The 26700-nt window shown below is 72.6% G+C and carries 21 protein-coding genes and 1 pseudogene; 7 read left to right on the forward strand and 15 right to left on the reverse strand.

Annotated elements, in window-relative coordinates; translation table 11 throughout:
- Nucleotides 1-17: 17 nt before the first annotated feature.
- Complete coding sequence (locus ABZ716_RS02905) at nucleotides 18-995, reverse strand: metal ABC transporter substrate-binding protein (protein WP_358956053.1); 978 nt, start codon at nucleotides 993-995, stop codon at nucleotides 18-20.
- A 156-nt stretch (nucleotides 996-1151) separates the two neighbouring features.
- Here ABZ716_RS02905 and ABZ716_RS02910 point away from each other — a divergent pair, with 156 nt between their 5' ends.
- Nucleotides 1152-2534: a glycine--tRNA ligase gene (locus ABZ716_RS02910; RefSeq protein ID WP_351891274.1), complete on the forward strand. Its 1383-nt coding sequence runs from the start codon at nucleotides 1152-1154 to the stop codon at nucleotides 2532-2534.
- A gap of 77 nt (nucleotides 2535-2611) precedes the next feature.
- On the opposite strand, the gene ABZ716_RS02915 is transcribed toward ABZ716_RS02910, so the two are convergent.
- The 4 genes from ABZ716_RS02915 to ABZ716_RS02930 form a co-directional block, all read right to left on the reverse strand.
- Complete coding sequence (locus tag ABZ716_RS02915) at nucleotides 2612-3313, reverse strand: VC0807 family protein (RefSeq protein WP_358956056.1); 702 nt, start codon at nucleotides 3311-3313, stop codon at nucleotides 2612-2614.
- Nucleotides 3314-3467: 154 nt separating this feature from the next.
- The gene (locus ABZ716_RS02920; RefSeq protein WP_358956059.1) at nucleotides 3468-4061 is read right to left on the reverse strand and encodes a TetR family transcriptional regulator; all 594 of its coding nucleotides are present in this window, start codon (nucleotides 4059-4061) and stop codon (nucleotides 3468-3470) included.
- Nucleotides 4062-4082: 21 nt separating this feature from the next.
- Nucleotides 4083-5180 (reverse strand): aldo/keto reductase, encoded by a 1098-nt coding sequence (locus tag ABZ716_RS02925; RefSeq protein WP_358956061.1) that lies wholly within the window; start codon nucleotides 5178-5180, stop codon nucleotides 4083-4085.
- 97 nt (nucleotides 5181-5277) lie between these two features.
- Entirely contained in the window at nucleotides 5278-6792 is a 1515-nt protein-coding gene (locus ABZ716_RS02930) for an MFS transporter (protein WP_358956396.1), read from the reverse strand.
- A 60-nt stretch (nucleotides 6793-6852) separates the two neighbouring features.
- Here ABZ716_RS02930 and dusB point away from each other — a divergent pair, with 60 nt between their 5' ends.
- The 4 genes from dusB (at nucleotide 6853) to ABZ716_RS02950 (ending at nucleotide 13092) form a co-directional block, all read left to right on the forward strand.
- Nucleotides 6853-7995 carry a tRNA dihydrouridine synthase DusB gene (gene dusB / locus ABZ716_RS02935; protein ID WP_351891266.1) on the forward strand — a complete coding sequence of 381 codons (1143 nt, stop codon included), beginning with the start codon at nucleotides 6853-6855 and terminating at the stop codon, nucleotides 7993-7995.
- 366 nt (nucleotides 7996-8361) lie between these two features.
- Entirely contained in the window at nucleotides 8362-11070 is a 2709-nt protein-coding gene (ppdK, locus tag ABZ716_RS02940) for a pyruvate, phosphate dikinase (protein WP_358809946.1), read from the forward strand.
- A 411-nt stretch (nucleotides 11071-11481) separates the two neighbouring features.
- Nucleotides 11482-12510, forward strand: a complete 1029-nt coding sequence (locus tag ABZ716_RS02945) for a winged helix-turn-helix domain-containing protein (protein ID WP_351891261.1) — start codon at nucleotides 11482-11484, stop codon at nucleotides 12508-12510.
- 174 nt (nucleotides 12511-12684) lie between these two features.
- The gene (locus ABZ716_RS02950; RefSeq protein ID WP_358809945.1) at nucleotides 12685-13092 is read left to right on the forward strand and encodes a VOC family protein; all 408 of its coding nucleotides are present in this window, start codon (nucleotides 12685-12687) and stop codon (nucleotides 13090-13092) included.
- Between the two features lie 9 nt (nucleotides 13093-13101).
- Here ABZ716_RS02950 and nirD read toward each other — a convergent pair whose 3' ends face one another.
- Genes nirD through ABZ716_RS02965 form a run of 3 tightly spaced genes read right to left on the reverse strand, consistent with a single transcriptional unit; the run spans nucleotide 13102 to nucleotide 17202 of the window.
- Complete coding sequence (nirD, locus tag ABZ716_RS02955; RefSeq protein WP_358809944.1) at nucleotides 13102-13434, reverse strand: nitrite reductase small subunit NirD; 333 nt, start codon at nucleotides 13432-13434, stop codon at nucleotides 13102-13104.
- The gene (gene nirB, locus ABZ716_RS02960) at nucleotides 13431-15956 is read right to left on the reverse strand and encodes a nitrite reductase large subunit NirB (RefSeq protein ID WP_358956064.1); all 2526 of its coding nucleotides are present in this window, start codon (nucleotides 15954-15956) and stop codon (nucleotides 13431-13433) included. The genes nirD and nirB overlap by 4 nt, the downstream gene beginning before the upstream one ends.
- Nucleotide 15957: 1 nt before the next feature.
- On the reverse strand, nucleotides 15958-17202 hold the full coding sequence (locus ABZ716_RS02965) for an FAD-dependent oxidoreductase (protein WP_358956067.1): 1245 nt from the start codon (nucleotides 17200-17202) through the stop codon (nucleotides 15958-15960).
- Between the two features lie 195 nt (nucleotides 17203-17397).
- Here ABZ716_RS02965 and ABZ716_RS02970 point away from each other — a divergent pair, with 195 nt between their 5' ends.
- On the forward strand, nucleotides 17398-18174 hold the full coding sequence (locus ABZ716_RS02970; protein WP_358809941.1) for a TSUP family transporter: 777 nt from the start codon (nucleotides 17398-17400) through the stop codon (nucleotides 18172-18174).
- Between the two features lie 38 nt (nucleotides 18175-18212).
- On the opposite strand, the gene ABZ716_RS02975 is transcribed toward ABZ716_RS02970, so the two are convergent.
- From ABZ716_RS02975 to ABZ716_RS02985, 3 genes are all read right to left on the reverse strand, one after another.
- Entirely contained in the window at nucleotides 18213-18812 is a 600-nt protein-coding gene (locus ABZ716_RS02975) for a GNAT family N-acetyltransferase (protein WP_358956069.1), read from the reverse strand.
- A gap of 42 nt (nucleotides 18813-18854) precedes the next feature.
- Nucleotides 18855-19601 carry a class F sortase gene (locus ABZ716_RS02980; RefSeq protein ID WP_358809939.1) on the reverse strand — a complete coding sequence of 249 codons (747 nt, stop codon included), beginning with the start codon at nucleotides 19599-19601 and terminating at the stop codon, nucleotides 18855-18857.
- Between the two features lie 130 nt (nucleotides 19602-19731).
- Nucleotides 19732-20274 carry a hypothetical protein gene (locus tag ABZ716_RS02985; RefSeq protein WP_358956071.1) on the reverse strand — a complete coding sequence of 181 codons (543 nt, stop codon included), beginning with the start codon at nucleotides 20272-20274 and terminating at the stop codon, nucleotides 19732-19734.
- A gap of 226 nt (nucleotides 20275-20500) precedes the next feature.
- Between ABZ716_RS02985 and ABZ716_RS02990 the strand changes: the two genes are divergently transcribed.
- Entirely contained in the window at nucleotides 20501-20941 is a 441-nt protein-coding gene (locus ABZ716_RS02990; protein ID WP_358956073.1) for a gamma-glutamylcyclotransferase family protein, read from the forward strand.
- Nucleotides 20942-20981: 40 nt separating this feature from the next.
- On the opposite strand, the gene dnaG is transcribed toward ABZ716_RS02990, so the two are convergent.
- The 4 genes and pseudogenes from dnaG to ABZ716_RS03010 all read right to left on the reverse strand — a co-directional run bounded on the left by dnaG (nucleotide 20982) and on the right by ABZ716_RS03010 (nucleotide 26547).
- Nucleotides 20982-22892 carry a DNA primase gene (gene dnaG / locus ABZ716_RS02995; RefSeq protein ID WP_358956075.1) on the reverse strand — a complete coding sequence of 637 codons (1911 nt, stop codon included), beginning with the start codon at nucleotides 22890-22892 and terminating at the stop codon, nucleotides 20982-20984.
- A gap of 34 nt (nucleotides 22893-22926) precedes the next feature.
- Nucleotides 22927-24201 (reverse strand): FAD-dependent oxidoreductase, encoded by a 1275-nt coding sequence (locus ABZ716_RS03000; protein WP_358809935.1) that lies wholly within the window; start codon nucleotides 24199-24201, stop codon nucleotides 22927-22929.
- A gap of 93 nt (nucleotides 24202-24294) precedes the next feature.
- Nucleotides 24295-25611 carry a deoxyguanosinetriphosphate triphosphohydrolase gene (locus ABZ716_RS03005; RefSeq protein WP_358809934.1) on the reverse strand — a complete coding sequence of 439 codons (1317 nt, stop codon included), beginning with the start codon at nucleotides 25609-25611 and terminating at the stop codon, nucleotides 24295-24297.
- A gap of 67 nt (nucleotides 25612-25678) precedes the next feature.
- Nucleotides 25679-26547: pseudogene (locus ABZ716_RS03010) on the reverse strand (sirohydrochlorin chelatase).
- Nucleotides 26548-26700: the final 153 nt, after the last annotated feature.

Consider the following 26700-nt stretch of genomic DNA (forward strand, 5'->3'; position numbering starts at 1 on the left):
CTCCGTTGCTGCTGTCATCACTTGGTTCCCAGGGCCTTCTGGAGGTTCTTCAGGTTGGACCGCATGACCTCGAAGTAGTCGGCGCCCTGCGACCTGCCGGTGATGCCTTCGAGGGGGTCGAGGACGTCGGTGCGCAGGCCGGTGTCCCGGGCGAGGGTCTTGGCCGTCTTGTCGCTGGCCAGGGCCTCGAAGAATACGGTGGTGACCTTGTCCTTCTGCGCGACGGCCTGGAGTTCCTTCATCCGGGCCGGGCTGGGTTCGGCCTCGGGGTCGACGCCGGAGATGCCCTCCTGGTCGAGGCCGTAGCGCTCGGCGAGGTAGCCGAAGGCGGCGTGGGTGGTGATGAAGGTCCGGGAGGCCGTGTTCTTCAGGCCGTCCTTGAACTCCGTGTCGAGCGCGGCGAGTCCGGCCACCAGCGCGTCGGTGTTCTTCTTGTAGTCGGCCGCGTGGCCGGGGTCGGTCTTCTCCAGGGCGGCGCCGAAGCCCCGGGCGATCTCCGCGTACTTGACGGGGTCGAGCCAGACGTGGGGGTCCTCGCCCGCCTCCCCGTGGCCGTGGTCGTGGCCGTGGTCGTGGTCCTCGGCGGCGTGGTCGTGGTCCTCCTCGCCGGAGGTGCCGTGCGTCTCCAGCCTGGTGAGGGTGGTGGCGTCCACGACGTGCTTCACGCCGGACTGGGCTATGGCCTTGTCGACGGCGGGCTGGAGGCCCTTGAGGTAGAGGACCACGTCGGAGTCGCCGAGCTGTCCGGTCTGCCGGGGGGTGATGTCCAGGTCGTGCGGTTCGACGCCCGGCTTGGTCAGGGTCGTGACCTTCACGTGGTCCCCGCCGATCCTCTCGGCCAGGAACTGGAGGGGGTAGAACGACGCCGTCACGGCGAGCCTGTCGCCCTTGTCCGCACCCGCGGCACCGGCCCCGGAGCAGGCGGTCAGGGCCGTGGCGGTGAGGGCGACGGCCCCGGTGAGGGCGGCTGCGGGTATGAGGCGTCGTACGTTCATGACATCCATTTTCATCAAAAATGGAAACGGTTGTCAACAAGCCGGGCCGGGGGCCCGGAGGAGCATGCTGGAAGGGGGATACCGACTTGAAGTGGAGGGTGCGGGCGCCGGTAACCTAAAGCCTTCGCCGTTCGTCCTCGTAATGAAGAGAGCACCGTGGCCGCCGACAAGATCGAAACCATCGTCAGCCTGAGCAAGCGCCGTGGCTTCGTTTTCCCTTGCAGTGACATCTACGGCGGGTCCAGGGCTGCCTGGGACTACGGCCCGCTGGGTGTCGAGCTCAAGGAGAACATCAAGCGCCAGTGGTGGAAGGCGATGGTCACCGGGCGCGAGGACATCGTCGGTCTCGACTCCTCCGTGATCCTGGCCCCCGAGGTCTGGGTGGCGTCCGGCCATGTCGCCACCTTCTCGGACCCGCTGACCGAGTGCACCGCCTGCCACAAGCGTCACCGTGCCGACCACCTGGAAGAGGCGTACGAGGCCAAGCACGGCCGTCTGCCCGCCAACGGCCTCGCCGATGTCAACTGCCCCCACTGTGGCGTGAAGGGTCAGTTCACCGAGCCGAAGCAGTTCTCCGGCATGCTGGAGACCCACCTCGGCCCGACCCAGGACACCGGCTCGAAGGCGTACCTGCGCCCCGAGACCGCGCAGGGCATCTTCACCAACTTCGCCCACGTCCAGACCACCTCGCGCCGCAAGCCGCCGTTCGGCATCGCGCAGATGGGCAAGTCCTTCCGCAACGAGATCACCCCCGGCAACTTCATCTTCCGCACGCGCGAGTTCGAGCAGATGGAGATGGAGTTCTTCGTCAAGCCGGGCGAGGACGAGCAGTGGCAGGAGTACTGGATGCAGGAGCGGTGGAACTGGTACCGCGGCCTGGGCATGCGCGAGGAGAACATGCGCTGGTACGAGCACCCGAAGGAGAAGCTGTCCCACTACTCGAAGCGCACCGCCGACATCGAGTACCGCTTCAACTTCGGCGGCAGTGAGTTCTCCGAGCTGGAAGGCGTCGCCAACCGCACGGACTACGACCTCAAGGCCCACTCCGCCGCCTCCGGCCAGGACCTCACGTACTTCGACCAGGAGGCCGGCGAGCGCTACACCCCGTTCGTCATCGAGCCGGCGGCGGGCGTCAACCGCGCCATGCTCGCCTTCATGCTCGACGCGTACGTCGAGGACGAGGCCCCGAACGCCAAGGGCGTCATGGAGAAGCGCACCGTGATGCGCTTCGACCCGCGCCTGGCCCCGATCAAGGTCGCCGTCCTGCCGCTGTCCCGCAACCCGCAGCTGTCGCCGAAGGCCAAGGGCCTGGCCGCCGACCTGCGCAAGAACTGGAACATCGAGTTCGACGACGCGGGCGCCATCGGCCGCCGCTACCGCCGCCAGGACGAGATCGGTACGCCGTTCTGCGTCACCGTCGACTTCGACACCCTGGACGACAACGCGGTGACCGTGCGCGAGCGCGACACCATGAAGCAGGAGCGCGTCTCCCTGGACCAGATCCAGACCTACCTCGGCAGCCGCCTGCTGGGCTGCTAGTCCCCCGCTCCGAAAGCCGGTGGCCCGGTGCGCGATCCGCGCACCGGGCCACCGGTCTTTTCCCGCCTCCGCCGTGGTCAGGCAGCGGCCGCGGCGGTGGCAGCGGCGGCGGCCCGCCGCTCGCCCTCGGCCTTGGTGCGCTTGACGAAGCGGACCGTCCACAGGGCCAGGCCGCCGAGCGTCCCGTAGATCATGAAGGGGCTGAGGGTCACCATGGCCGAGGTGTCCAGGACGTACGACAGGACGATCCGGACCGCCGCCTCGACGAGGTAGACCACGCCCCAGACCAGGGTCATCCGGCGCTGGGCGGCGCGGAAGCCCTCGAAGCGCCACAGGCCGTTGTAGTAGGCCACGCCCTCCGGGGTGCCGTCGGTGCCGAACTTCCGGCCGAAGTAGAACATCAGCGGGCGCGGCGCGAGCAGCGTGGCCAGGCACAGGAGCCCGAACAGGCCGGTGACGGCGGAGTCCTTGACCAGCAGGGCCCGCGTGGAGTGGGCGCCGATGAGGGAGACGGCGGCGGTGATCGCCAGGAACACCAGGGTGACGAGGGCGAACTCGTCGAGCTTGCGCCGCCAGGCCACCATGATGGCGCTGTCGAGGACCGGCCAGGCGCCACTGACCAGCAGGGCCGACGCCTCGCTCCAGCCGTGGTCGTCGACGAGCGTGTTGTAGGTGAGGATCGGCGCGACCACGCTGAGCGCGATGGTCAGGGCCAGACCGATGAGGGCGGCTCTGCCGGAGCGTGCGGGAGGTGCGGACTGTGCGGGTGCCGTGGACAAGGTTCCCCCTGGAACGTGCTGAGTAGTGCGGTGAGGCGACCGTAAGGAGGTGTCGATGACATGTACAAGGCGACACGACTCAAAATGATCACCAAACCGCGCGGAGCAGCCCGTTCCGCTCATTCCGCCCAGCCGGCCGGGCACGGGGGCCGGTTCAGGCGCGCAGGCCCCTGATGATGAGCCCGACCACGGCCTCGAACTCCGTGGTGATCGTGGGGGAGTTCCAGTCCGCCACGTACTGCGGGTCATGGAAACGGCCGGTGGCGTCGAAGACGGCGCGCGCGGCGGCCGGCACATCGGAGGCGGCCAGGGTGCCGGCGGCGACGCCCTCGGCGATGATCCGGGTCAGCTGGCCGATCAGCTCCGTCAGGTGGGTGTCCACCACCCCGCTGTTCTCGCCGAGCAGCACCGTGTACGTCGCGAACAGCTCCGGGTCGTCGCCCGCCTTGTGGCGCTTGGCCTCGAAGAGCGCCTCCAGCCAGGACTCCAGCTTGGAGGGGGCGGGCTCGCCCGGGGCCGAGGCGATCCCCTCCAGCATGACCACGCTCTTGGCCAGCCACCGGTCGGTGACGGCCTCGCGCAGCGCCGCCTTCGACGGGAAGTGCCGGTAGACGCTGCCATGGCTGACACCCAGGGCGCGCGCCACATCCACCACGGTCGCCTTGGTGGGGCCGAAGCGGCGCAGCACCTCCTCGGTGGTTTCGAGGATGCGCTCGGGGGTCAGGGGCTCGGCAGCAGCGGAGGACATGGGTACGACCGTACCGCCAGCTCAGTGCTCGCTGTCGAGGTGGGCCATCTGCGCCGCCGGGTACCGTTCGCCGGACGCCGCCCCGGCCGGGACCGCCGCCTCGATGGCGGCCAGGTCGGCCTCGGTCAGCTCGACCCGCAGCGCCCCGAGGGCCTCGGTCAGCCGGTCCCGGCGGCGGGCACCCACCAGCGGCACGAGGTCGACGCCGCGGCGCGGGCCCTGGGCGAGCACCCAGGCGATCGCCGTCTGGGCGACGCTCACACCCTTCTCCCCGGCGACCTCGCGCAGCGCCTCCACCAGGTCGAGGTTGCGGTCGAGGTTCTCGCCCTGGAAGCGCGGGCTCATCCCCCGGAAGTCGCCGGGCGCGAGCGCCCGGTCGCGGCTGAAGTGCCCGCTGATCAGGCCCCTGGACAGCACCCCGTACGCCGTGACGCCTATGCCGAGCTCGCGGGCGGTGGGCAGGATCCGGTCCTCGATGCCCCGCGATATCAGCGAGTACTCGATCTGGAGGTCGGAGATCGGGGCCACCGCCGCGGCCCGGCGCAGGGTGTCCGCGCCGACCTCGGAGAGGCCGATGTGCCGGACGTGCCCCGCCTGGACGGCCTCGGCGATGGCGCCGACGGTCTCCTCGATCGGGACGTCCGGGTCGACGCGGGCGACCCGGTAGATGTCGATGTGGTCCCGGCCCAGCCGCTGGAGCGAGTAGGCCAGGAAGTTCTTGACGGCCTCGGGCCGCCCGTCGTACCCGGTGAACCCGCCCTCGACCGTCCGCAGGGCGCCGAACTTGACGCTGGTCAGCGCCCGCTCGCGGGCCTCGGCCGGGGCGGTGCGCAGGGCCTCGTTGATCAGCAGCTCGTTGTGGCCCATCCCGTAGAAGTCGCCGGTGTCCAGGAGCGTGTTCATGCCCTCGGGCGCGGCTTCCAGGAAGGCGTGGAGGGTCGCGAGGGACTCGGCCCGGTCGGCCTCGCCGTAGAGCGCGGACATGCCCATGCAGCCCAGCCCCAGCGGGAAGACGGACGGGCCGGTGGCCCCGAGCCGGCGGGCCGTGACGGCGGGTGCGGGGCCGGACGCGGGGACGGACGCGGGGACGGATGCGGAGGTGTTCTCATTCGTGGTCATGGAACGAGAATGGCATGACGGATGACAGATTTCAATATCTGTCATCCGTCAGGGTGGAGAGGGTGGGGAACGGGAACGACACGGGGCCGCCGACCGGTCAGCCCGCCGGAGCGGGCCCCGGAGCCGGGGGCAGCCCGCCGTCCATGCGCGGCCCGGAAGCCTGACCTGTGGAGGGCTGCTGAGCAGCGGGGGGCGAGGGCTCCAGGGCCTGCGCCGTCCGCAGGGCGGTGGCGTGGGCCCTCGGGCCGGTGGTGACGGCCCCGAGGATGAGGACCAGCACCGCGCAGCCGGTGATGATCCACCAGGCGGGCCGGGTCGCCGTGGCGAAGTCGGCTCCGCCCGCCGTCCCGGAGGCCAGCACCGCCCCGATCACCGCCACGCCCAGCGCCCCGCCGGTCTGCCGGCTGGTCGAGGCCACCGCGGCCGCCACCCCGGCCTGGGAGCGCGGCATCCCGGACACCGCCGTATTGGTGATCGGGGCGTTGACCAGGCCGAAGCCGATGCCGAAGAGCACGTACCCGGTGAACATCAGCGGCGTGGACGCCTCCGCCGAGAACGCGGCGAACAGCAGCCCGCTCACCCCCATGGCCACCCCGGACACCAGCAGCGAGGGCCGCGGCCCGTAACTGGCGACCAGCCGCCCCGACACCGGCGCGCACACGAAGGCGAACGCGGCCATGGGCAGCATGTGCAGCCCCGCGTCCAGGGCGTTCAGCCCCCGCACCTCCTGGAGGTAGAGGGTGGTCAGGAAGAGGAACCCCGACAGCGAGGCGAAGGTGCTCACCGCGATCACGGTCGCCCCGCTGAAGGGGGCGCTGCGGAAGAACCGCGGGTCGATCAGCGGATCCGTGCGCCGGGACTCGTAGAACAGCAGCCCGCCCAGCGCGGCCACCGCGGCCAGCGCGCACGCCAGGATCGGCGGCGCGCTCCACCCCTGCGCCGGCGCCTCGATGATCGCGTACGTCATACCGCCCAGCAGCACCACCACCAGCAGCTGCCCCACCGGATCCGGCCGGCGCGGTCGCTCGGAACGGGACTCCGGCACGAACCGCAGGGTCAGCGCCAGGGCGGCCAGGCCGACGGGCAGGTTGACCCAGAAGATGGACCGCCACCCCACCGAGTCCACCAGCAGCCCCCCGACCAGCGGCCCGGCGGCCATGGAGATACCGACCACCGCCCCCCACACGCCGATCGCGCGGGCCCGCTCCTTGGGGTCGGTGAAGGTGTTGGTGATGATCGACATGGCGACGGGGTTGAGCATCGCCCCGCCGACCGCCTGGACCATCCGGAAGACGATCAGCCAGTGCAGCCCGGGGGCCAGCGAGCACAGCACCGACCCGGCGGTGAACAGGGTCAGCCCCCAGGCGAAGACCCGGCGGCGCCCGATCCGGTCCGCCGTGGACCCGGCCAGTATCAGCAGCGAGGCGATGACCAGCGTGTACGCGTCGATGGTCCACTGCATCCCCGACACCGAGGCGCCGAACTCACGGCGCATCGCGGGCAGGGCCACGTTCAGGACCGTGTTGTCCAGGCTGACGATCAGCAGGCTCATGCAGCAGATCGCCAGGACGAGCAGACGGCGGCGCCGGCTCCCGTCATCCACGCCACTCATGTGATGCATACCGCCGAGCGTACGAATAAGCGGGGAACGGCGCTGCGGGACAATGGGGAAATGACCACGCTTCCCGCCCCCCTCGCGATCGGCCCGCACACCGTGCAGCCCCCGGTGGTGCTCGCGCCCATGGCCGGCATCACCAACGCCCCGTTCCGCACCCTCTGCCGCGAGTTCTCGGGCGGCAAGGGGCTGTTCGTGAGCGAGATGATCACGACGCGCGCCCTGGTCGAGCGCAACGAGAAGACCATGCAGCTGATCCACTTCGACGCGACCGAAAAGCCGCGGTCGATTCAGCTGTACGGGGTGGACCCCGTCACGGTCGGCAAGGCGGTCCGCATGATCGTCGAGGAGGACCGCGCCGACCACATCGACCTCAACTTCGGCTGCCCGGTACCCAAGGTCACCCGTAAGGGCGGCGGCTCGGCCCTGCCCTACAAGCGCCACCTGCTGCGCGCCATCCTCCGCGAGGCCGTCGCGGGCGCCGGGGACCTCCCGGTGACCATGAAGATGCGCAAGGGCATCGACGACGACCACCTCACCTACCTCGACGCCGGCCGGATCGCCGTCGAGGAGGGGGTCACCGCCATCGCCCTGCACGGCCGCACCACCGCCCAGCACTACGGCGGCACCGCCGACTGGGAGGCCATCGCCCGCCTCAAGGAGCACGTGCCGGAGATCCCGGTCCTCGGCAACGGCGACATCTGGTGCGCCGAGGACGCCCTGCGCATGGTCCGCGAGACCGGCTGCGACGGCGTCGTCGTCGGACGCGGCTGCCTGGGCCGGCCCTGGCTCTTCAACGACCTGGTGGCGGCCTTCGAGGGCCGCCCGGAGGACTTCCACAAGCCGACGCTGCGCGAGGTCAAGCGCACCATGCTGCGCCACGCGCAGCTGCTGGGGGAGTGGATCGGCGACGAGGCGCGCGGGGTGATCGACTTCCGTAAGCACGTGGCCTGGTACCTCAAGGGCTTCGCCGTCGGATCCGAGATGCGCGGCAAGCTGGCGGTCGTCTCCTCCCTGGCCGAGCTGGACGCTCATCTGAGCGAGCTGGACCTGGACCAGGCGTGGCCCGAGAGCGCGGACGGCCCGCGCGGCCGGACGTCCGGAAACAACCGGGTTGTCCTGCCCGATGGCTGGCTGAAGGATCCGTACGACTGTGCCGGTGTGAGCGAGGACGCGGAGCTGGACACGTCCGGAGGCTGACAAATCGCCCTGCGTGGCGCGTGATATACGCCACGCATGGGAGAGGTTTCGCTCAGATGAGCAGTTAAGTCACGGGTAAGACTTCCAAAGGGTGGCACTGGGTGCCACCCTTTGTGCGTTCAAGAGTTGAACGCAAATGTATCGATGATCGCTCATCCGAGCGGGATCAAGCGGTTTTCGAGCCGCCCTCCTTCGGGAGGTGAACGCTGTTCGTAGCTTCTCATTACCGACCGGTTACTTTCGATACGGTGGCGCACGGGTGGTTACGGCCCCATGACCGCCAAGTGGACGTACCGATAAGCCTTCGATCTGGGTATGTTCCTGGCCGTCAGGGCAGCCACCCGAGTCCTCGAGGAGTCGAGACCCGTGTCGGAAAACAAAGATCAGAAGTTCGTCTACGACTTCACCGAGGGCAACCGGGACCTCAAGGACCTTCTCGGCGGCAAGGGGGCCAACCTCGCCGAGATGACCAACCTGGGTCTCCCGGTCCCTCCCGGCTTCACCATCACCACCGAGGCGTGCAAGGTCTACCTGGAGAGCGGTACGGCTCCGGCCGCGCTGCGCGACGAGGTCAGCGCGCACCTCGCCGCCCTCGAGGCCAAGATGGGCAAGAAGCTCGGCCAGTCGGACGACCCGCTGCTGGTCTCCGTCCGCTCGGGCGCCAAGTTCTCCATGCCCGGCATGATGGACACGGTCCTCAACATCGGCCTCTCCGACGAGTCCGTGGTCGGTCTCGCCGCGCAGGCCGGCAACGAGCGCTTCGCCTGGGACTCCTACCGCCGCCTGATCCAGATGTTCGGCAAGACCGTCCTGGGTGTGGACGGCGAGCTCTTCGAGGACGCCCTCGACGAGGCCAAGGCCGCCAAGAAGGTCACCGTCGACACCGACCTCGACGCCGCCGACCTCAAGAAGCTGGTCAAGTCCTTCAAGAAGATCGTCGCGAAGGAGGCCGGCCGCGAGTTCCCCCAGGACGCCCGCGAGCAGCTCGACCTCGCCGTCGAGGCCGTCTTCAACTCCTGGAACACCGACCGCGCCAAGCTCTACCGCCGCCAGGAGCGCATCCCCGGCGACCTGGGCACCGCCGTCAACATCTGCTCCATGGTCTTCGGCAACCTCGGCCCCGACTCGGGCACCGGCGTCGCCTTCACCCGCGACCCGGCCAGCGGCCACCAGGGCGTCTACGGCGACTACCTGCAGAACGCCCAGGGCGAGGACGTCGTCGCGGGCATCCGCAACACCGTCCCGCTGGCGGACCTGGAGGCCATCGACAAGGCTTCCTACGACCAGCTCATGACGATCATGGAGACGCTGGAGACCCACTACAAGGATCTCTGCGACATCGAGTTCACCATCGAGCGCGGCCAGCTGTGGATGCTCCAGACCCGCGTCGGCAAGCGCACCGCCGGCGCCGCCTTCCGCATCGCCACCCAGCTCGTGGACCAGGGCCTGATCGACGAGGCCGAGGCGCTCCAGCGCGTCACCGGCGCCCAGCTGGCGCAGCTGATGTTCCCCCGCTTCGACGAGAGCGCCAAGGCCGAGCTGCTCGGCCGCGGTATCGCCGCCTCCCCGGGCGCGGCCGTCGGCAAGGCCGTCTTCGACTCGTACACGGCCGTCAAGTGGTCCCGCTCCGGCGAGAAGGTCATCCTGATCCGCCGTGAGACCAACCCCGACGACCTGGACGGCATGATCGCCTCCGAGGGCATCCTGACCTCGCGCGGCGGCAAGACCTCGCACGCCGCCGTCGTCGCCCGCGGCATGGGCAAGACCTGCGTCTGCGGTGCCGAGGAGCTCGACGTCGACACCAAGCGCCGCCGGATGACGGTCGGCGGGAAGGTCATCGAGGAGGGCGACGTCGTCTCCATCGACGGCTCGACCGGCAAGGTCTACCTCGGCGAGGTACCCGTCGTACCGTCCCCCGTGGTCGAGTACTTCGAGGGCCGGATGCACGCCGGTGCGGACGACGCCGACGAGCTCGTCGGCGCGGTCCACCGGATCATGGCCTACGCGGACCGCGTCCGGCGCCTGCGGGTGCGCGCCAACGCCGACAACGCCGAGGACGCGCTGCGCGCCCGCCGCTTCGGCGCCCAGGGCATCGGCCTGTGCCGCACCGAGCACATGTTCCTCGGCGAGCGCCGCGAGATGGTCGAGCGCCTGATCCTCGCGGACACCGACTCCGAGCGCGAGGAGGCACTCAGTGCCCTCCTGCCGCTCCAGAAGAAGGACTTCGTCGAGCTGTTCGAGGCGATGGACGGCCTGCCCGTCACCGTCCGCCTCCTGGACCCGCCGCTGCACGAGTTCCTGCCCGACATCACCGAGCTGTCGGTGCGCGTCGCCCTCGCCGAGTCCCGCAAGGACGCCAACGAGAACGACCTGCGCCTGCTCCAGGCCGTGCACAAGCTGCACGAGCAGAACCCGATGCTGGGTCTGCGCGGTGTCCGCCTCGGCCTGGTCATCCCCGGTCTGTTCGCCATGCAGGTCCGGGCGATCGCCGAGGCCGCCGCCGAGCGCAAGAACGCCAAGGGCGACCCGCGCGCCGAGATCATGGTCCCGCTCGTGGGCACCGTCCAGGAGCTGGAGATCGTCCGCGAGGAGGCCGACGCGATCATCGCCGAGGTCGAGGCCGCCACCGGCACCAGCCTCAAGCTGAGCATCGGCACGATGATCGAGCTGCCGCGCGCCGCCCTGACCGCCGGCCAGATCGCCGAGGCCGCGCAGTTCTTCTCCTTCGGCACGAACGACCTGACCCAGACGGTGTGGGGCTTCTCCCGCGACGACGTCGAGGCCAGCTTCTTCACCGCCTACCTGGAGAAGGGCATCTTCGGGGTCTCGCCCTTCGAGACCATCGACAAGGACGGCGTCGGCTCCCTCGTGCGCCACGCGGTCAAGCAGGGCCGGGCCACCCGCCCCGACCTCAAGCTCGGCGTCTGCGGTGAGCACGGCGGCGACCCGGAGTCGGTGCACTTCTTCCACGAGGTCGGTCTCGACTACGTCTCCTGCTCGCCGTTCCGGATCCCGGTGGCGCGCCTGGAGGCCGGCCGCGCGGCCGCCGAGTCCAAGGGCTCCGACAGCCGCTGACCCCGGCTCCACATACAGCGCCCGCCCCCGGTTCCCTGACTGCCGGGGGCGGGCGCTCCCGGCTATTCGCGGGGCGCCCCAGGCGCCACCGGCCCGGCTTGGGGAAATATTCAACGAAGTCATTACGGCGCCAGGCGGCGGACGGATCCCCACCCGTCCGCCGCCTGCCGCCTATCCGCCAGGCACGTCGGCGCTTCCCGGTGCGACCGACCGCCAGGCCCCGCAAAGCCCCCCACGGCCTTCACGGAGCGTTTCGGTCGCGCCGGAGTGTGCCTGGCGGAGTACAGGATTTCGCTTGTCACGCCCCCGCCGAAAGGGGTTTCAACTGTGGCCGAAAGGGCGTGGTGACCACGTGTGACGGCATGCATACTCGTGGGGCGGGGGGATTGCGGTTGCACAGGTGGGGGTTCGGTGCTGCGTATCCATTTCACTGGAGTGGACCTGGCACGCGTACGGATGGCAGGGCGTCCCGATGCGTTGTGGGAAACGATTCTTAGTTTTCATCGCTTAAGAGACCGGCGTGACGCCCGGCTGTTCGGCGAATGGCGTACGGAAGCCCGGAGCCGGTTGAATGGTGAAACAAGGCTGCTGAGCGCGCTCATACCGGCCCGGGGCTATTTCCCCGATTTCCTGACCCCCTCCGAGGGGCAGTACGGGTGGGACGTCGGCCTCGACGCCCTGCGCGGGCTGCGCGCGGACCGGCTGCGCCACGAGCTCTCCCTCGTGGGCGCGGGCGCCGCCGCGGGCTTCGGCGCGGCCTTCGGGACCCCGCCGCCGACCCGGCTGCGGGAGTTCATGGACGGCGGCACCAAGCACCTGCCCCGGCTGCTGGGCGAGCTGCGCGGCTACCACCGGGCGGCCGTGGAACCGTACTGGACCCACATCCAGGCCCAGATCGAGGCCGAGCGGGCCGCACGCGGCCGCGCCCTCCTGGACGGGGGCGCGGACGAGCTGCTGGCCTCGCTGCCGCCGATGCTGCGCTGGCGGGCCCCGGTGCTGGAGTGCGAGTACCCGGTGGACCGGGACGTACGGCTGCGGGGGCGCGGGCTGCTGCTCCAGCCGTCGTTCTTCTGCCGGCGCACCGCGGTGACCCTCCACGATCCGGAGCTGCCGCCCGTGCTGGTCTACCCGGCCGCCGCCCAGCTGGCCGGCTCCTCCGCCGGCGGGGAGTCCGCCCGGCCGGCGGAGGAGCAGCGCCAGCGCACCCTGGGCAAGCTGGTGGGCCACACCCGCTCCGTGGTGCTGCGGGCCATCGGCGACGGGGCCACCACCAGCGAACTGGCCCGCCGCGCCGGGGTCTCCCTGGCCTCGGCGAGCCAGCACGCCTGCGTGATGCGCGAGGCGGGCCTGGTGACCACCCTGCGCCACGGCAACGCGGTCCTGCACACGGTGACCCCGCTGGGCGCGGCCCTCCTCAAGGGCGGTGCGGTGGTCTCCTGAAGGATCGGTTCACCTGAAGCGGCGGCGGCCCTCTCCGGCCGCCGCCGCTCGCGGACCGAAAAAATCCCGCGCACGCCGATGAGTTCCGGCGCGGCCCCCGGTCTACCTCTCGACAGCAACGAACGGAGCACGCGCACCGCGCGCCACGCCCCAGCAGAGAGAAGAGACACCCGGATGTCCTCCACCATGATCTTCGTCAACCTGCCCGTCAGCGACCTGGAGGCCACCAAGGCGTTCTGGGGCAAGCTCGGCTACTCCTTCAACGCCCAGTTCACCGACGAGAACTGCGCCTCCATGCCCATCACCGAGTCCATCGTCGCGATGTTCCTGACCCAGGCCCGCTACAAGGACTTCACCCACAAGGCCATCGCGGACGCGCGGACCACCTCCGAGGTGCTGCTCTGCCTCAGCGCCGAGAGCCGCGCCGCCGTGGACGAGCTCGTCGACGGGGCCCTGGCGGCCGGGGCCACCGAGCCCCGCCCCGCCCAGGACCACGGCGTCATGTACGGCCGGGCCTTCGACGACCTCGACGGCCACACCTGGGAGATCATGTGGATGGACCCGTCGGTCGTCCAGGGCTGACCGGACGGCTCAGGAGGTGGCGGCGGTCCGCACCGGGTAGGTCCGGACCGCCACCTCCTCGTCGTCCAGGCAGCGCCCCGACTCCAGGTCGAAACGCTGCTTCAGCAGCGGCGAGGCCACGAACGCCCGCCCCGACGACCAGCCCACCAGCCCGCGCGAGAGCACGTGCGCACCGGTGAAGGGGTCCTGGTTGCCGATCGCGTACGGGCGCCCCGTGCGGTCGACGAACACCGCGGCCTGGGTGCCGTCCGGCAGCAGGGCCGCCACCCCGCGCCCGGGGGTGAGCGAGTCCAGCTCGCACACCGTCAGCCAGCCTTCGTCCACCCGCAGTTCGAGCGTCATCGGACAGGACCTCCTATGGTCAGGACGGCCAGGTCGGGCTTGACCTGGTCGCGTTCGGGGACGAACCTCACGGTCGGGTCGGGGGCGCCCGGCGCGTTCACGAAGGACACGAACCGCCGCAGCCGCTCGGGGTCCTGGAGCGTCTCGGCCCACTCGTCGCGGTAGTGCGCCACGTGCTCGGCCATCAGCGACTCCAGCTCCGCGCACAGCCCGAGCGAGTCGTGCACCACCACGTCCCGCAGGTGGTCCAGGCCCCCCTCCAGCCGCTCCAGCCAGGTGGAGGTGCGCTCCAGCCGGTCGGCGGTGCGGATGTAGAACATCAGGAACCGGTCGATGAGCCGCACCAGTTCGGCGTCGGACAGGTCCTGCGCGAGCAGGTCCGCGTGGCGCGGGACCGCCCCGCCGTTGCCGCCGACGTAGAGGTTCCAGCCGTTGGCCGTCGCGATGACGCCGAAGTCCTTGCTCTGCGCCTCCGCGCACTCGCGGGTGCAGCCGGACACCGCCGACTTCAGTTTGTGCGGGGCGCGCAGGCCCCGGTAGCGCAGCTCCAGGCCGATGGCCATCCGTACGCTGTCCTGGACCCCGTAGCGGCACCAGGTCTGCCCCACGCAGGACTTCACCGTCCGCAGCGCCTTCCCGTACGCGTGCCCGGACTCGAAGCCGGCCTCGACCAGCCGCGCCCAGATCGCCGGCAGCTGGTCCACGCGCGCCCCGAACAGGTCGATGCGCTGCCCGCCGGTGATCTTCGTGTAGAGGCCGAAGTCACGGGCCACCTCGCCGATGACGATCAGCTTCTCCGGGGTGATCTCCCCGCCCGGGATGCGCGGGACGACGGAGTACGAGCCGTTGCGCTGGAGGTTTGCCAGGAAGTGGTCGTTGGTGTCCTGGAGGGCGGCCTGCTCCCCGTCCAGGACGTAGCCGCTGGCGCCGACGGCGGGGGCGAGGGAGGCGATGATCGAGCCGACGGCGGGCTTGCAGACCTCGCAGCCCTCGCCGCCCCGGGCCTGAGGCCGGCCGTGGCCGTCGAGGAGCTCCCGGAAGGAGGCCAGGCGCCGGGTGCGGACGATCTCGTACAGCTCCGCGCGGGTGTACGGGAAGCAGCCGCACAGCCCCGGGTCGGCGGCGGGCGGCAGCAGCTGCCCGATCACCTTGAGGCAGCCGCCGCAGCCCGTCCCCGCCTTGGTGCACTTCTTGACCTCGGGCAGCGTCGAGCAGGCGGTGATGGCCTTCTTGGTGACGTTGTGGCAGGAGCAGATCACCGCCGTGTCGGGCAGCGCGGACGGGCCCAGCTGGGTGGCGGGGCCGAGCCCGGCGGGCAGCACCAGCTGCTCGGGGGAGACCGGCGGGACGCTGCCGGTCAGCGGGCGCAGCAGCCCGTACGCGTCGGCGTCGCCGACCAGCACCCCGCCGAGCAGGACGCCCTCGGCGGACATGACGAGCTTCTTGTAGATCCCGGAGCGGGAGTCCGACCAGACGACGTCCAGGCTGCCCTCGGCCGCGCCGTGCGCGTCGCCGAAGGAGGCCACGTCCACCCCGAGCAGCTTGAGCTTGGTGGACAGGTCGGCTCCGGTGAACTCCCGTTCGCGGCCCAGCAGGTCGTCGGCGGCGGTCTCGGCCATCTCGTAGCCGGGCGCGACCAGGCCGTACACCCGGCCGTCGACGGCCTGCGCGCACTCGCCGACGGCGTACACACGGGGGTCGGAGGTGCGGCAGCGGGCGTCGACGCGGATCCCGCCGCGCTCGCCGACGTCCAGGCCGCAGTCCCGGGCGAGCTGGTCGCGGGGGCGGACCCCGGCGGAGAAGACGACCAGCTCGGTGTCGAGGGCGGAGCCGTCGGAGAGGCTCATCGCGGTGACGGCGCCGTCCTCGCCGGTCAGCACCGCCTGGGTGCCGACGCCGGTGTGCACGCTCAGCCCCATGTTCTCGATGGTGCGCAGCAGGGCCGCGCCGCCGCCCTCGTCCACCTGGACGGGCATCAGCCGGGGCGCGAACTCGACGACGTGGGTGGACAGTCCGAGGCCCTTGAGGGCTCCGGCCGCCTCCAGCCCGAGGAGCCCGCCGCCGACGACGGCGCCGCTGGTGCGGCCCCGGGCGTACTCCTCGATCGCCAGGAGGTCCTCGACGGTGCGGTAGACGAAGCACCCGCGGGCGTCCTTGCCGGGGACCGGCGGGACGAAGGGGTAGCTGCCGGTCGCCAGGACGAGCACGTCGTACGGGACGACGCGCCCGGAGCGGGAGGTGACGGTACGGGCCTCGCGGTCGATCCGCTCGGCGGGGTCGCCCAGGTGCAGCTCGATCCCGTGCTCGGCCATGAACCCGGCCGGGACGAGGGAGAGGTCCTCGGGGCTGCTGCCGGAGAAGTACGAGGTGAGGTGCACGCGGTCGTAGGCGGGCCGGGGCTCCTCGCACAGCACGGTGATCCGGTGCGTGGCGGTGGCTCCGCGCTCGGCGAGCGCCTCCAGGTAGCGCTGGCCGACCATGCCGTGCCCGATGAGCACGATCGCGGGCAGGGGCTCGGTCATGTCAGTGGCCTCCGTCGTCGGTGAGCAGGTGGAACATGTCGTGCGGTGCGTCCAGGGGCTCGTCGCCCTCCCAGGTGCGGGCGAGCGCCCCCACGGTGGAGAGCTCGCCGAGCAGGACCCCGCCGACCAGCCGGTCGCCGCGCAGGACGACCTTGCGGTAGGTGCGGCGGGTGGCGTCGGCGAGGCGGACCACGTCGTCGCCGGGGAGCGGGGTGGGGTCGCCGAAGGCGGCGAGGTCCAGGGGGCGGCCGGCGCCGCCGAGGGTGAGGCGGGTCAGGGCGCGGGTGCCGGTGTAGTCGGCGGGTGAGCCGGTGAGGGTGGCGGCGAGGGCGTCGGCCTGCTCCAGGGCGGGGCCGGCCAGGCCGTAGAGGCGGCCGGCGTGCTCGGCGCAGTCGCCGATGGCGTGGACGGCGGGGTCGCTGGTGCGCAACCGGTCGTCGACCACGACGCCCTTGCGGACCAACAGCCCGGCCGCCTGGGCAAGTCCGGTACGGGGGCGCACCCCGCAGGCGAGGACGACGACGTCGGCCGCCAACCGGTAGCCGTCGGCGAGCTCGACCCCGCTCACCCGGCGGTGGCCGGGCGGCGCCGTGGAGGGGGTGTCCGTCGTGGTCAGGCCCCTGACGCGGCACTCGGTGTGGATCTCGACGCCCAGGGCCGTCAGGTGGGCGTGCAGCAGGGCCGAGGCGTCGGCGTCCAGCTGGCGCCCCATCAGCCGCTGCGCCTGCTGGGCGAGGACGACACGGGCGCCCCGGGCGGCCAGCGCGCGGGCAGCGGAGACACCGAGGAGGCCGCCGCCGATCACCACCGCCCGCACGCCCGGACCGGCGGCCGCCCCCAGGGCGAGGCAGTCGTCCATGGTGCGGAACGCGTGCACCCCCGCCGGGAGTTCCCCGCCTCCGGGCCTCAGCAGTCCGCGCAGCGCCGGCAGGACCGGGTTCGAGCCGGTGGCCAGCACCAGGACGTCGTACGCAGGGGCCGTGCCGTCGTCGCAGTGGACCCGGCGCCCGGCGCGGTCGATCCGTACCGCCCGCACCCCCCGCCGCAGCACCGGTCCGGGGTCCGGCAGCGCGGCGACGTCGGCGCCGTACCGGCCGGCCAGGACTTCGGCCAGCAGGACCCGGTTGTACGGGGCGTGGGGCTCCTCGCCGAGGACGGTCACCGCGGCGGCCGGTCCCAGCCGCGCGGCGAACCGCAGGCCGGCCAGTCCGCCGCCGATCACCACCACGCGCTGCTGAGAGGTCATGGAAGGAGCCTGCGGGGCGGCTGTTTCCCCGCCGCATCGCTCCTGTTACCCGGACGGTACGCCGGCCTCAGCGCCCGCGGCGGCGCCCGGTGAGGCGGTACGGCGGCCGGGGCGCGGGACCGCGAACCTCAAGCTTCGCGCAAGTTTCCCGTCATCGATGGGACATGCACGCATCCGCTCCCTAGGGTCGGGTCCGTGCCAGACATATCAACGACGATGATCATCGTGCTCTGCGTGGCCGCGGCGGCGGCCGGCTGGATCGACGCGGTGGTGGGCGGCGGCGGACTGCTGCTCCTGCCCGCCCTGCTGCTCGGCCTCCCGCACGCCCAGCCGTCCGCCGTTCTCGGGACCAACAAGGCGGTGGCCATCGTCGGCACGGCCGGGGCGGCCGTCACCTACGTGCGCAAGGCGCCCCTGGACGTGAAGCTCGCCGTCCGGATCGGTCTGGCCGCCCTCGCCGGGTCCATGGGCGGGGCCGCGCTGGCGGGCGGGATCAGCAAGGACACCATGCGGCCGCTGATCATGGGCGTGCTGGTGGTGGTCGCCGCCGTGGTGATCTTCAAGCCCGGCTTCGGCGCGGCGCCCTCCGCCTCGCCCGTCTCCCGGCGGCGCGTCCTGCTCACGATCGCCCTGGCGGGCCTCGGCATCGGCTTCTACGACGGCCTCATCGGGCCCGGCACCGGCACGTTCCTGGTGCTGGCCCTGACCGCGCTCCTCCACCTCGACCTCGTCACGGCCTCCGCCACCGCGAAGATCGTCAACTGCTGCACCAACGCCGGCGCGCTCGCGATGTTCGCCTACCAGGGGATGGTGTTCTGGCAGCTGGCCGGGCTGATGGCGGTGTTCAACCTCGCCGGGGGCATGGCCGGGGCGCGGATGGCCCTCAGGAAGGGCAGCGGGTTCGTCCGGGGCGTGCTGCTCACCGTGGTCGGCGCGCTGGTGGTCAAGCTCGGCCTGGAGCAGTGGGGCTGAGCGGGCGCCGGACCCCCGGGCCCGGCGCCCGCCCGGGTTCAGGCCCGCGGGGCGCGGCGCATCACCCACAGGGTGGGCCCGCCGCCGGGCAGCTGCGCCTCGCCGAGCACGGTGAAGCCGAGGTGCTCGTAGAAGGGCAGGTTGGCCTCCTTGGAGGACTCCAGGTAGACGGGCAGGCCCGCCGCGTCGGCCTGGGCCAGGCCCGAGCGCAGCAGCGCGGCGCCGTGCCCCTGGCCCTGCCCGTCCGGGTCGGCGCCGACCACGGCCAGGTACCAGTGCTCCTCCGGGGGCGCGTGCTCGGCGGCCGCCTCGATGCCCTCCCGGAAGAGGGGGGCGCGGTCGCCGAGGACGGCTCCGAGCGCGTCGAGCGTCTGCTCGTCGGGGAGGGCCCGGCCGCCCGGTGCCACCCAGAAGGCGGCCGCGAGGTCCGTGCGCTCGCAGACGCCGTGGCGGCCGTAGTGCAGGGTGAAGAGGGTCTCGAAGTACCGGGCCAGGCCCTCCGCGCGGGTGGCCTCGTCGGGGAAGAACCAGCACATCATCGGATCGTCGGCGAAGGCACGGGCGAGGGTGCGGCTGATGTCGGCGGCATCGTCGACGGTGGCTGTTCTGGGCGTGTTCGTGATCGACATACGGGTCATTCTGCACACCGATGATCTTGGTCGGGGTGGTGGGGCCCCGGCTCAGTACGTCCCGGTGAGATGGGCGAAGACGACCACGTTGCCCTGGTAGCCGGTTCGCGGCGAGAAGCCGCCGCCGCAGGTGATCACCCGTAGCTCCGCCCGCGGCGAGGGCCCGTACACGCGCCGGTCCGGGAAGGACTTCGCGTCGTAGACCTCGACGGCGTGGACGGTGAACACCGCCGTACGCCCGTCCGCGCGGGCCACCTCGATCGCCGCCCCCCGGTGCAGGGCGCCCAGGTGGTAGAAGACCGCCGGGCCGCTGGCGTTGTCCACGTGGCCCGCGATGACGGCGGTACCCGTCGCGCCCGGGGTGGTCCCGTCCCGGTACCAGCCGGCGAGCTCGCCCCGGGCGGGCGGCGGCACTTCGAGGCTGCCGTCGCGGTCCAGACCGAGCCCGGTGAGCGGGGCGTCCACCCGGATGACCGGGATCCGGATCCGGGTCGGCGGGGAGCCGGGGAGCGGGTCGATGCTCCCGGGGTAGACGGCCTGCGCGCTCAGGGCGTCGGCGGGGGAGGGCAGCGGGGGCCCGACGGTCTCGCCGGAGCCGCTGGTGACGAGCCAGACGCCGGTGCAGAGGGCCAGCGCCACCAGCCCGGCCCCGCCGCGCCGGCCGCCGGGTCCGCGCCCGATGCCCCGGACGCGCTGGAGGCCGCGGGTGCCCCGGGTGCCGGGGGCGCCACTGGTGTCACGGGTGGCCCGGGTACTGCGGATGCGGTGGATGCCCCGGAAGCCCGGGAAGCCGGCCATGCCTCGTACCCCTTCGCCTCGCTGTGGACAGCAGTGGCCGTCGCCCGGCCCCGCGAACGGGGGGACCTCGCGGGGCGGGCGACGGGGGCGGTACCGGTCGGACCGCGGCCTCGGCCGCGGGGGGCGCCCGTCAGCTCCGCGTGCCGCTCGCCCGGCGACGCAGGAGCCAGGTACCGCCGACGGCGGCCGCGGCCAGCACTGCCGCTCCCGCCGTGATCTTGGCCGGGTCGGTGGTGGTGGACGTGCCACCGCCCACCCCGGTGTGCACGTGCCCCTGCGGGCCGTGCTCGGTGACGACCAGGTCGCCGGTGGCGAACTTGCCGTCGGCGCAGGTGGCGCCGATGCCGTAGGTGCCGGGCCGGATGTCGCGGGCGACCTGGAACTGGCCGGCCACGACCTCCTTGTGGGTGCCCGGGATCAGCTTGAAGCGGCCGCCGCCCACGGTGGTGGCGTCGCCCTCGGCATGGCCGCCCGGCCCGCACGCCTTCGTGTTCACGGTGACCGTGGCACCCGGTACGGCTGTTTTCGGCCAAACTTCGAGCACGGCGAAGTCCCCGGGCGCGAAGGGGGGCATGCCCAGGTCCGCGGCGGCCACCGCTCCCGCGACCGGCCCGACGAAGGCGGCGGCGGTCAGCGCGGCGGCGGTGAACACATGGGCGGTCCTGCGGCGCATGGGTCACTCCAGGGGACACGGGGTCGTGTCTTGAGGAAAACCGGACGTCCCGGAGGCCGCACCCTGACCCCGCGTCAGATCACGTGGGCCGTGGGCCCGCGAAAGGGAATCCATGCAGGTCAGAGCCACTGAACGACCGTCCGGGCACCCCGGCCCCGTCCGGGTGAAACCCGTACCGGTGTGCGACCGCGCCGCGTACGGTGGGGGTGCGTGGAAGGAGGGGCTCGTGGCATCGGTCGATCGGCCCGGGCCGGGCGGCGTCCTGCCGTTCTTCGTGTACGGGACCCTGCGCCCCGGCGAGGTCAACCACCGGCTGTTCCTGCGCGGCCGCACCGCCGCCGAGGAGCCTGCCCGGCTGCCGGGCGCGGTGCTGTACGAGGGGCCCGGCTACCCGTACGCCGTCGAACGGGCCGGCTCGGCGATCGCCGGGGCGCTGATCACCCCGGGCCCCGGCGCGTACGGGGAGCTGCTGGCCGCGCTGGACCTGCTGGAGGAGTACGCCGGTCCGGGCAGCCCGCGCAACCTCTACGACCGGGTCGCGCGGGAGGCCGTCCGGGGGGACGGGAGCCGGGTCCGGGCCTGGGTGTACCTGGCGGCGCCGCCGCTGGCCCTTCGGCTCGCGCGGGCGGGTCGCGAGATCCCCGGCGGGGACTGGCTGCGGAGGTAGCGGGGGGCTTGGGGCACCCCCGGCGGGAAGGCTCCCGGGGTTACAGGCCCTCCGCGCCCCGGTTGCGCAGGCGCTGGCCGTACTGCTGGAGGACCCACAGCTCCTGCTGGACCGCGGCGAGCTGCTCCGGCGGGGCCTGCGGGCCGAGCCGGGCCAGCGTGCCCTGGATCTCGTGCACCCGGCGGTCCACCGCCCGCAGCCGGACCTGCACCAGCTGGACCCCCGCGTAGACCTCGTCCACCGTCTTGGCGTGGATGGCCTCCACCGCCAGCTCCGTCACCAGTGCGCGCACCGTGTCGTTCGGGGCCGCCGCGCGCACCCGGGCCAGGTAGTCCTCGGTGCCCTGGGCGGCGCCGCCCGCCTCCTGGATGGCCTGGCGGACCTGCGCGTACGGCGGGGCGGTGAACTCGTCGACGCCGTACGCGTCGAAGGCGGGGGAGACGAGCGCCGGCCGCTGGAGGGCCAGCTTGAGCAGCTCCCGCTCGGTGCGGTGCGCCGGGCTGCGCAGGTTCAGGGCCGGACCGCCCACCGGCGCGGCGACGGGCGCCTGCGCGGCCTCCTCGTAGCGGCGGCCGGGCTGCTGCTGCCCCCGCTGCCCCGGCTGCTGGCCGCGGTCCCGCGCCCAGCGGGCCTGCTGCGCGACCCGCTTGACCACGAACTGCTCGTCGCGGATGCCCAGCATCCCGGCCAGCTGCACCGCCGACTCGTGCTGGATCGCGATGTTCTTGATCCCGGCGACGACCGGCGCCGCCTCGTCCAGGGCGGCCGCCCGCCCCGCCGGGTTCTCCAGGTTGTGCCGGGACACGATGTGCCGCAGCGCGAACTCGAACAGGGGCGTACGGGACTCGACCAGCCCGGAGACGGCCGCGTCACCCTGGGCGAGCCGCAGGTCGCAGGGGTCCATCCCGCCCGGGGTGATCGCGATGGAGGTCTCCGCCGCGAACTTCTGGTCGTCCTCGAAGGCCCGCAGCGCCGCCTTCTGCCCGGCCGCGTCACCGTCGAAGGTGAAGATCACCTCGGCCGTCGCGTTGTCCATCAGCAGCCGGCGCAGGATCTTGATGTGCTCGCCGCCGAAGGCCGTGCCACAGGTGGCGATGGCGGTGGTGACCCCGGCCAGGTGGCAGGCCATCACATCGGTGTAGCCCTCGACGACCACGGCCCGGGAGGTCTTGGCGATCTCCTTCTTGGCCAGGTCGATGCCGTAGAGGACCTGCGACTTCTTGTAGATCGGCGTCTCGGGCGTGTTCAGGTACTTGGGGCCGTTGTCGTCCTCGCGCAGCTTGCGCGCGCCGAAGCCGACCACCTCGCCGCTGATGTCCCGGATCGGCCACATCAGCCGGCCGCGGAAGCGGTCGATGGGCTTGCCGCTGCGGCTGTCCTGGGCCAGGCCGGACTGGATCAGCTCCTTGTCGCTGAACCCGCGCCCGCGCAGGAACCGGGTCAGGTGGTCCCAGCCGGCCGGGCTGTAGCCCACGCCGAAGTGCTCGGCGGCCGCCTGGTCGAAGCCGCGCTCCGCCAGGAAGCGGCGGCCGATCTCGGCCTCGGCGCCGCCGAGCTGGTCGGCGTAGAACTGGGCGGCCGCCTTGTGCGCCTCGACCAGCCGGATCCGCTCCCCGCGGCCGCTGGTGCCGGCGGTGTAGCCGCCCTCCTCGTAGCGCAGGGTGATCCCGGCCTGGCCGGCCAGACGCTCGACCGCCTCCGAGAACGAGAGGTGGTCGATCTTCATGATGAAGTCGAGGGTGTCCCCGCCGGCCTGGCAGCCGAAGCAGTGGTAGAGCCCCTTGCTCGGGCTGACCTGGAAGGACGGGGACTTCTCGTCATGGAAGGGGCACAGGCCCTTGAGGTTGCCGCCGCCCGCGTTGCGCAGCTGGAGGTACTCGGAGACCACGGCGTCGATCGGGACCGCGTCCCGTACCGCCTTCACGTCGTCGTCGTTGATCCGTCCTGCCACCCGTGAATTCTACGGTGGGGCGGCGGCAATCCCGTCAGGCCCCCTCGGCGGGGACCAGCGAAGCAAGCGGAACAGACGGGTCCGCCAGCTTCTCGCGGTCCACCGGGGCCTTCGACAGGATCAGCGCCTGGATGTGCTCGGTGACATCCCACACATTCACGTTCATTCCGGCCAGCACGCGGCCGCCGGAGAGCCAGAACGCGATGAACTCCCGCTTGCCCACGTCCCCGCGCACCAGCACCTGGTCGTAGCTGCCCGCCGGGGCGAACCCCGAGTACTCCAGGCCCACGTCGTACTGGTCGGAGAAGAAGTACGGCACCCGCTCGTACGAGACCTCCTGCCCCAGCATCGCCCGCGCGGCGGCCGGCCCGCCGTTGAGGGCGTTGGCCCAGTGCTCCACCCGCAGCCGGGCCCCCAGCCGGGGGTGCTGGGCGGCGGCCACGTCCCCGACGGCGTAGACGTCCGGGTCGGAGGTGCGCAGCGAGGCGTCCACCGCGATGCCCCCGCCGTGCTGCCGGTCCGCCAGCGCCAGCCCCGAGGTCTCCGCGAGCGCGGTGCGCGGGGCCGCGCCGATCGCGGCGAGCACGGCGTGTGCCGGGTGCTCCTCGCCGTCGTCGGTACGGGCGGCCAGCACCATGCCGTCCTGGCCGATGATCTCCGTCAGCACCGCCCCGAAGTGGAAGCGCACCCCGTGGTCGGCGTGCAGCTCGGTGAAGAACTGGCCGATCTCCGGGCCGAGCACCGCGTGCAGCGGGGTGGGCAGCGGCTCGACGACGGTCACCTCGGCCCCGTAGGAGCGGGCCGCGGCCGCCACTTCCAGGCCGATCCAGCCGCCGCCCGCGATCAGCAGGTGCCCGTTGTCGCGGCCCAGGGAGGTCAGCGCCTTGCGCAGCAGATCGGCGTGGGCGAGCCGGCGCAGATGGTGCACCCCGGCCAGGCCGGTGCCCGGGATGTCCAGGCGGCGGGGCTCGGAGCCGGTCGCCAGGAGCAGCTTGTCGTAGTGCAGCAGGGTGCCGTCGCCCAGCCGCACCGTCTTCGCCTCGCGGTCCAGGTGCACCGCGGGCTGGCCCAGGTGCAGCTCGATGTCGGCGCCCGCGTACCAGGACGGCTCGTGGACGAAGACGCTGTCGCGCTCCTCCTTGCCCAGCAGGTAGCCCTTGGACAGCGGGGGCCGCTCGTAGGGATGGTCGCGTTCGTCGCCGATCAGGATCACCCGGCCGGTGAACCCCTCCGACCTCAGCGTCTCGGCGGCCTTCGCGCCGGCCAGCCCCGCGCCGACGATGATGAACGTCTGGTGTGCGTCGACCACCTGATGCCTCCTCTTAACCTCTCCGCCCTGTGCGGCCACATGCGAGCGTCCCGCACCGAGCCTGCCCCGGGAAGGGGGAGTGGCCCGATCGGCTCACCCTTCGGCGCGCCGTCCGCGCCGGGTGAGGCGGGCGTGCAGGGACCGGGCGGAGGCGTCGGTGAGGCAGGCGATCTGGTCGACGACCGCGCGCTTGCGGGCCCTGTCGTCCGGCGCGGCGTCGAAGATCGCCCGGAACTGCGGATCGAGTCCCTCCGGCGCGCGGGCGCTGAGCGCCTCGGCGAGTTCGGCCAGGACGATGCGCTGGTCGGCCCGCAGCCGCTCCTGCTCCTCGCGCTGCATCACGTACAGGTCGGCGACCGCCTTCAGCACGGCGCACTCGTGGCGCGCCCGGCGCGGGACCACCAGCTCCGCCGCGTACCGGGTCAGCGGACCGCTGCCGTACGCCTCACGGGTGGCGGCCTCCGCGGCCAGGCAGAACCGGCCGATCAGCTGGCTGGTGGCGTCCTTCAGCCGGGCCTGCGCCACGGCCGAACCGTCGTAGCCGTGCGGCCACCACTCCTGCTCCATCAGCCGGTCCAGCGCCTCGCGCAGCTCCTCCGGATCGGTGTCGGCGGGGACGTACCGGCCGATGGCGACCCGCCAGATCGCGGCGCGCTCCGGTTCGGCGAACAGCATGTTGGGGTCCACGTGCCCGGCGTGCAGGCCGTCCTCGAAGTCGTGCACCGAGTACGCGACATCGTCCGACCAGTCCATCACCTGGGCCTCGAAGCACTTGCGGTCGGCGGGCGCGCCGCGCCGCAGCCACTCGAAGACCGGCAGGTCGTCCTCGTAGGCCCCGAACTTCACCGAATCGGGTTCGGTGGGGTGCCCGCCGCGCGCCCAGGGGTACTTGGTGGCGGCGTCCAGGCAGGCGCGGGTCAGGTTGAGTCCGACGCTGACGGGCTCGCCGGTGGCCGGGTCGGGCACGAACCGCTTGGGCTCCAGCCGGGTCAGCAGCCGCAGCGACTGGGCGTTGCCCTCGAAGCCGCCGCAGTCCTTGGCGAACTCGTTGAGGGCCTCCTCGCCGTTGTGCCCGAACGGAGGGTGGCCCATGTCGTGCGAGAGGCAGGCCGCCTCCACCAGGTCCGGATCGCAGCCGAGGGCAGCGCCGAGCTCCCGGCCGACCTGCGCGCACTCCAGGGAGTGCGTCAGCCGGGTGCGGGGGCTGGCGTCCCAGTCGTACGAACGGGTGCCCGGGGTGACCACCTGGGTCTTCCCGGCGAGGCGGCGCAGGGCGGCGGAGTGCAGCACGCGGGCGCGGTCGCGCTGGAAGGCCGTCCGCCCGGGCCGCTTGTCGGGCTCGGCGGCCCACCGCTCGGTGGCGGCGGGGTCGTAGGACTCGTACGCGGGGACGTGCGCGGTGCCTTCCATGCTCCGACGGTAACCGCCCGCACCGACAATCCGAGCAATCCGGTCCGGGCGATCCGGCCGCCCCGTCTCAGGCGGTGGCCAGTTCCCGGTGGCCGGCGGGGCGGGCCAGGGCCTCGTCGTAGCGGTGCAGGACCAGGCGGGCCAGCGCCGGGTGGGCGCCCAGCGGGGCGGCGGCCGGGCCCGGGGCGGCTCCGGCGCTCGCGGTGGCGAAGCGGCCCGGGGCGGTGAAGTACGAGGCCACCGCCACCCGGTGCCCCCGCGCCGTGAGCGCCCGTACGGCCTCGGGCACGCAGGGCGCGGCCGCCGAGGCGTACGCCGGGGTCACGGGCACCCCGCCGAGCCGCTCCGAGAGCTGGGCGGCGGTGCGGCGGGCGTCGGCGGCGGAGTCCGGGTCGAGGGAGCCGGCGCAGGCCAGGACGACGGCCGTGCCGGGCTGCCAGCCGGCCTCCAGGAGCCGCTCGAACAGGGCCTCCACCAGCAGCGGATGCGGCCCGAGGGGCGCCGCGACCCGGACCCGCAGGTGCCCGGCGCGGGCCGCGGCGGCGGGCAGGTCCCGCTTGACGTGGGTCCCGCGCCCGAGCAGCAGCGGCACGAGGACCGCCGCACCGGTGGCGTCCTCCAGGGCGTCGCGCAGCAGCGGCCGGTTCAGCTCGATATGGCCGAGCCGGACGTCGAGGCGCGGGCGGAGTTCACGGACCCGTTCGAGGAGGGCGAGGACGGTGAGCGCGGCGCGGGGGTCGCGGCTGCCGTGGGCCACGGCGACGAGGGTGGGGTGCATGCGGGGGCTCCGTGGGGCCGGGCGCGCGGCGGGCGCACTCCGCTCAGCTGGGCGCCGAGCTGGTCGGTGATCCGGGTCAGCAGCTCGGCCGCGCTGCCGAAGGGGAGGGAGGGGGAGGGGGCGGACTGGCTTTCGGGAGGGTGCACCGGCTCCGTCATGAACCGATCCTGCGGGGCGCGGATTGCGGGGGCGTTGCGCGGGGGTGACGGGTGGTTGCCGGCTCCTCACACGCCGGCCTCCGCAGGCGGCGGGGGAACCGCCGCGGATCCGGCGGCGTCCTGACCCGCAGACGCGCCGTCCGTGCGGCGGCA

Source organism: Streptomyces sp. NPDC006687, from assembly GCF_040636215.1.
Lineage (GTDB): Bacteria > Actinomycetota > Actinomycetes > Streptomycetales > Streptomycetaceae > Streptomyces.

Bases quoted from the DNA above. Each gene is read 5' to 3' on its own strand.
- ABZ716_RS02905 (WP_358956053.1), bottom strand. From the start codon at position 995: ATGAACGTACGACGCCTCATACCCGCAGCCGCCCTCACCGGGGCCGTC.
- ABZ716_RS02975 (WP_358956069.1), bottom strand. From the start codon at position 18,812: ATGACCCGTATGTCGATCACGAACACGCCCAGAACAGCCACCGTCGAC.
- ABZ716_RS02925 (WP_358956061.1), bottom strand. From the start codon at position 5,180: ATGACCACGAATGAGAACACCTCCGCATCCGTCCCCGCGTCCGTCCCC.
- ABZ716_RS02980 (WP_358809939.1), bottom strand. From the start codon at position 19,601: ATGGCCGGCTTCCCGGGCTTCCGGGGCATCCACCGCATCCGCAGTACC.
- ABZ716_RS02965 (WP_358956067.1), bottom strand. From the start codon at position 17,202: ATGACCTCTCAGCAGCGCGTGGTGGTGATCGGCGGCGGACTGGCCGGC.
- ABZ716_RS02930 (WP_358956396.1), bottom strand. From the start codon at position 6,792: ATGAGTGGCGTGGATGACGGGAGCCGGCGCCGCCGTCTGCTCGTCCTG.
- dusB (WP_351891266.1), top strand. From the start codon at position 6,853: ATGACCACGCTTCCCGCCCCCCTCGCGATCGGCCCGCACACCGTGCAG.
- ABZ716_RS02985 (WP_358956071.1), bottom strand. From the start codon at position 20,274: ATGCGCCGCAGGACCGCCCATGTGTTCACCGCCGCCGCGCTGACCGCC.
- ABZ716_RS02920 (WP_358956059.1), bottom strand. From the start codon at position 4,061: ATGTCCTCCGCTGCTGCCGAGCCCCTGACCCCCGAGCGCATCCTCGAA.
- ABZ716_RS03005 (WP_358809934.1), bottom strand. From the start codon at position 25,611: ATGGAAGGCACCGCGCACGTCCCCGCGTACGAGTCCTACGACCCCGCC.
- ABZ716_RS02950 (WP_358809945.1), top strand. From the start codon at position 12,685: ATGTCCTCCACCATGATCTTCGTCAACCTGCCCGTCAGCGACCTGGAG.
- nirD (WP_358809944.1), bottom strand. From the start codon at position 13,434: ATGACGCTCGAACTGCGGGTGGACGAAGGCTGGCTGACGGTGTGCGAG.
- nirB (WP_358956064.1), bottom strand. From the start codon at position 15,956: ATGACCGAGCCCCTGCCCGCGATCGTGCTCATCGGGCACGGCATGGTC.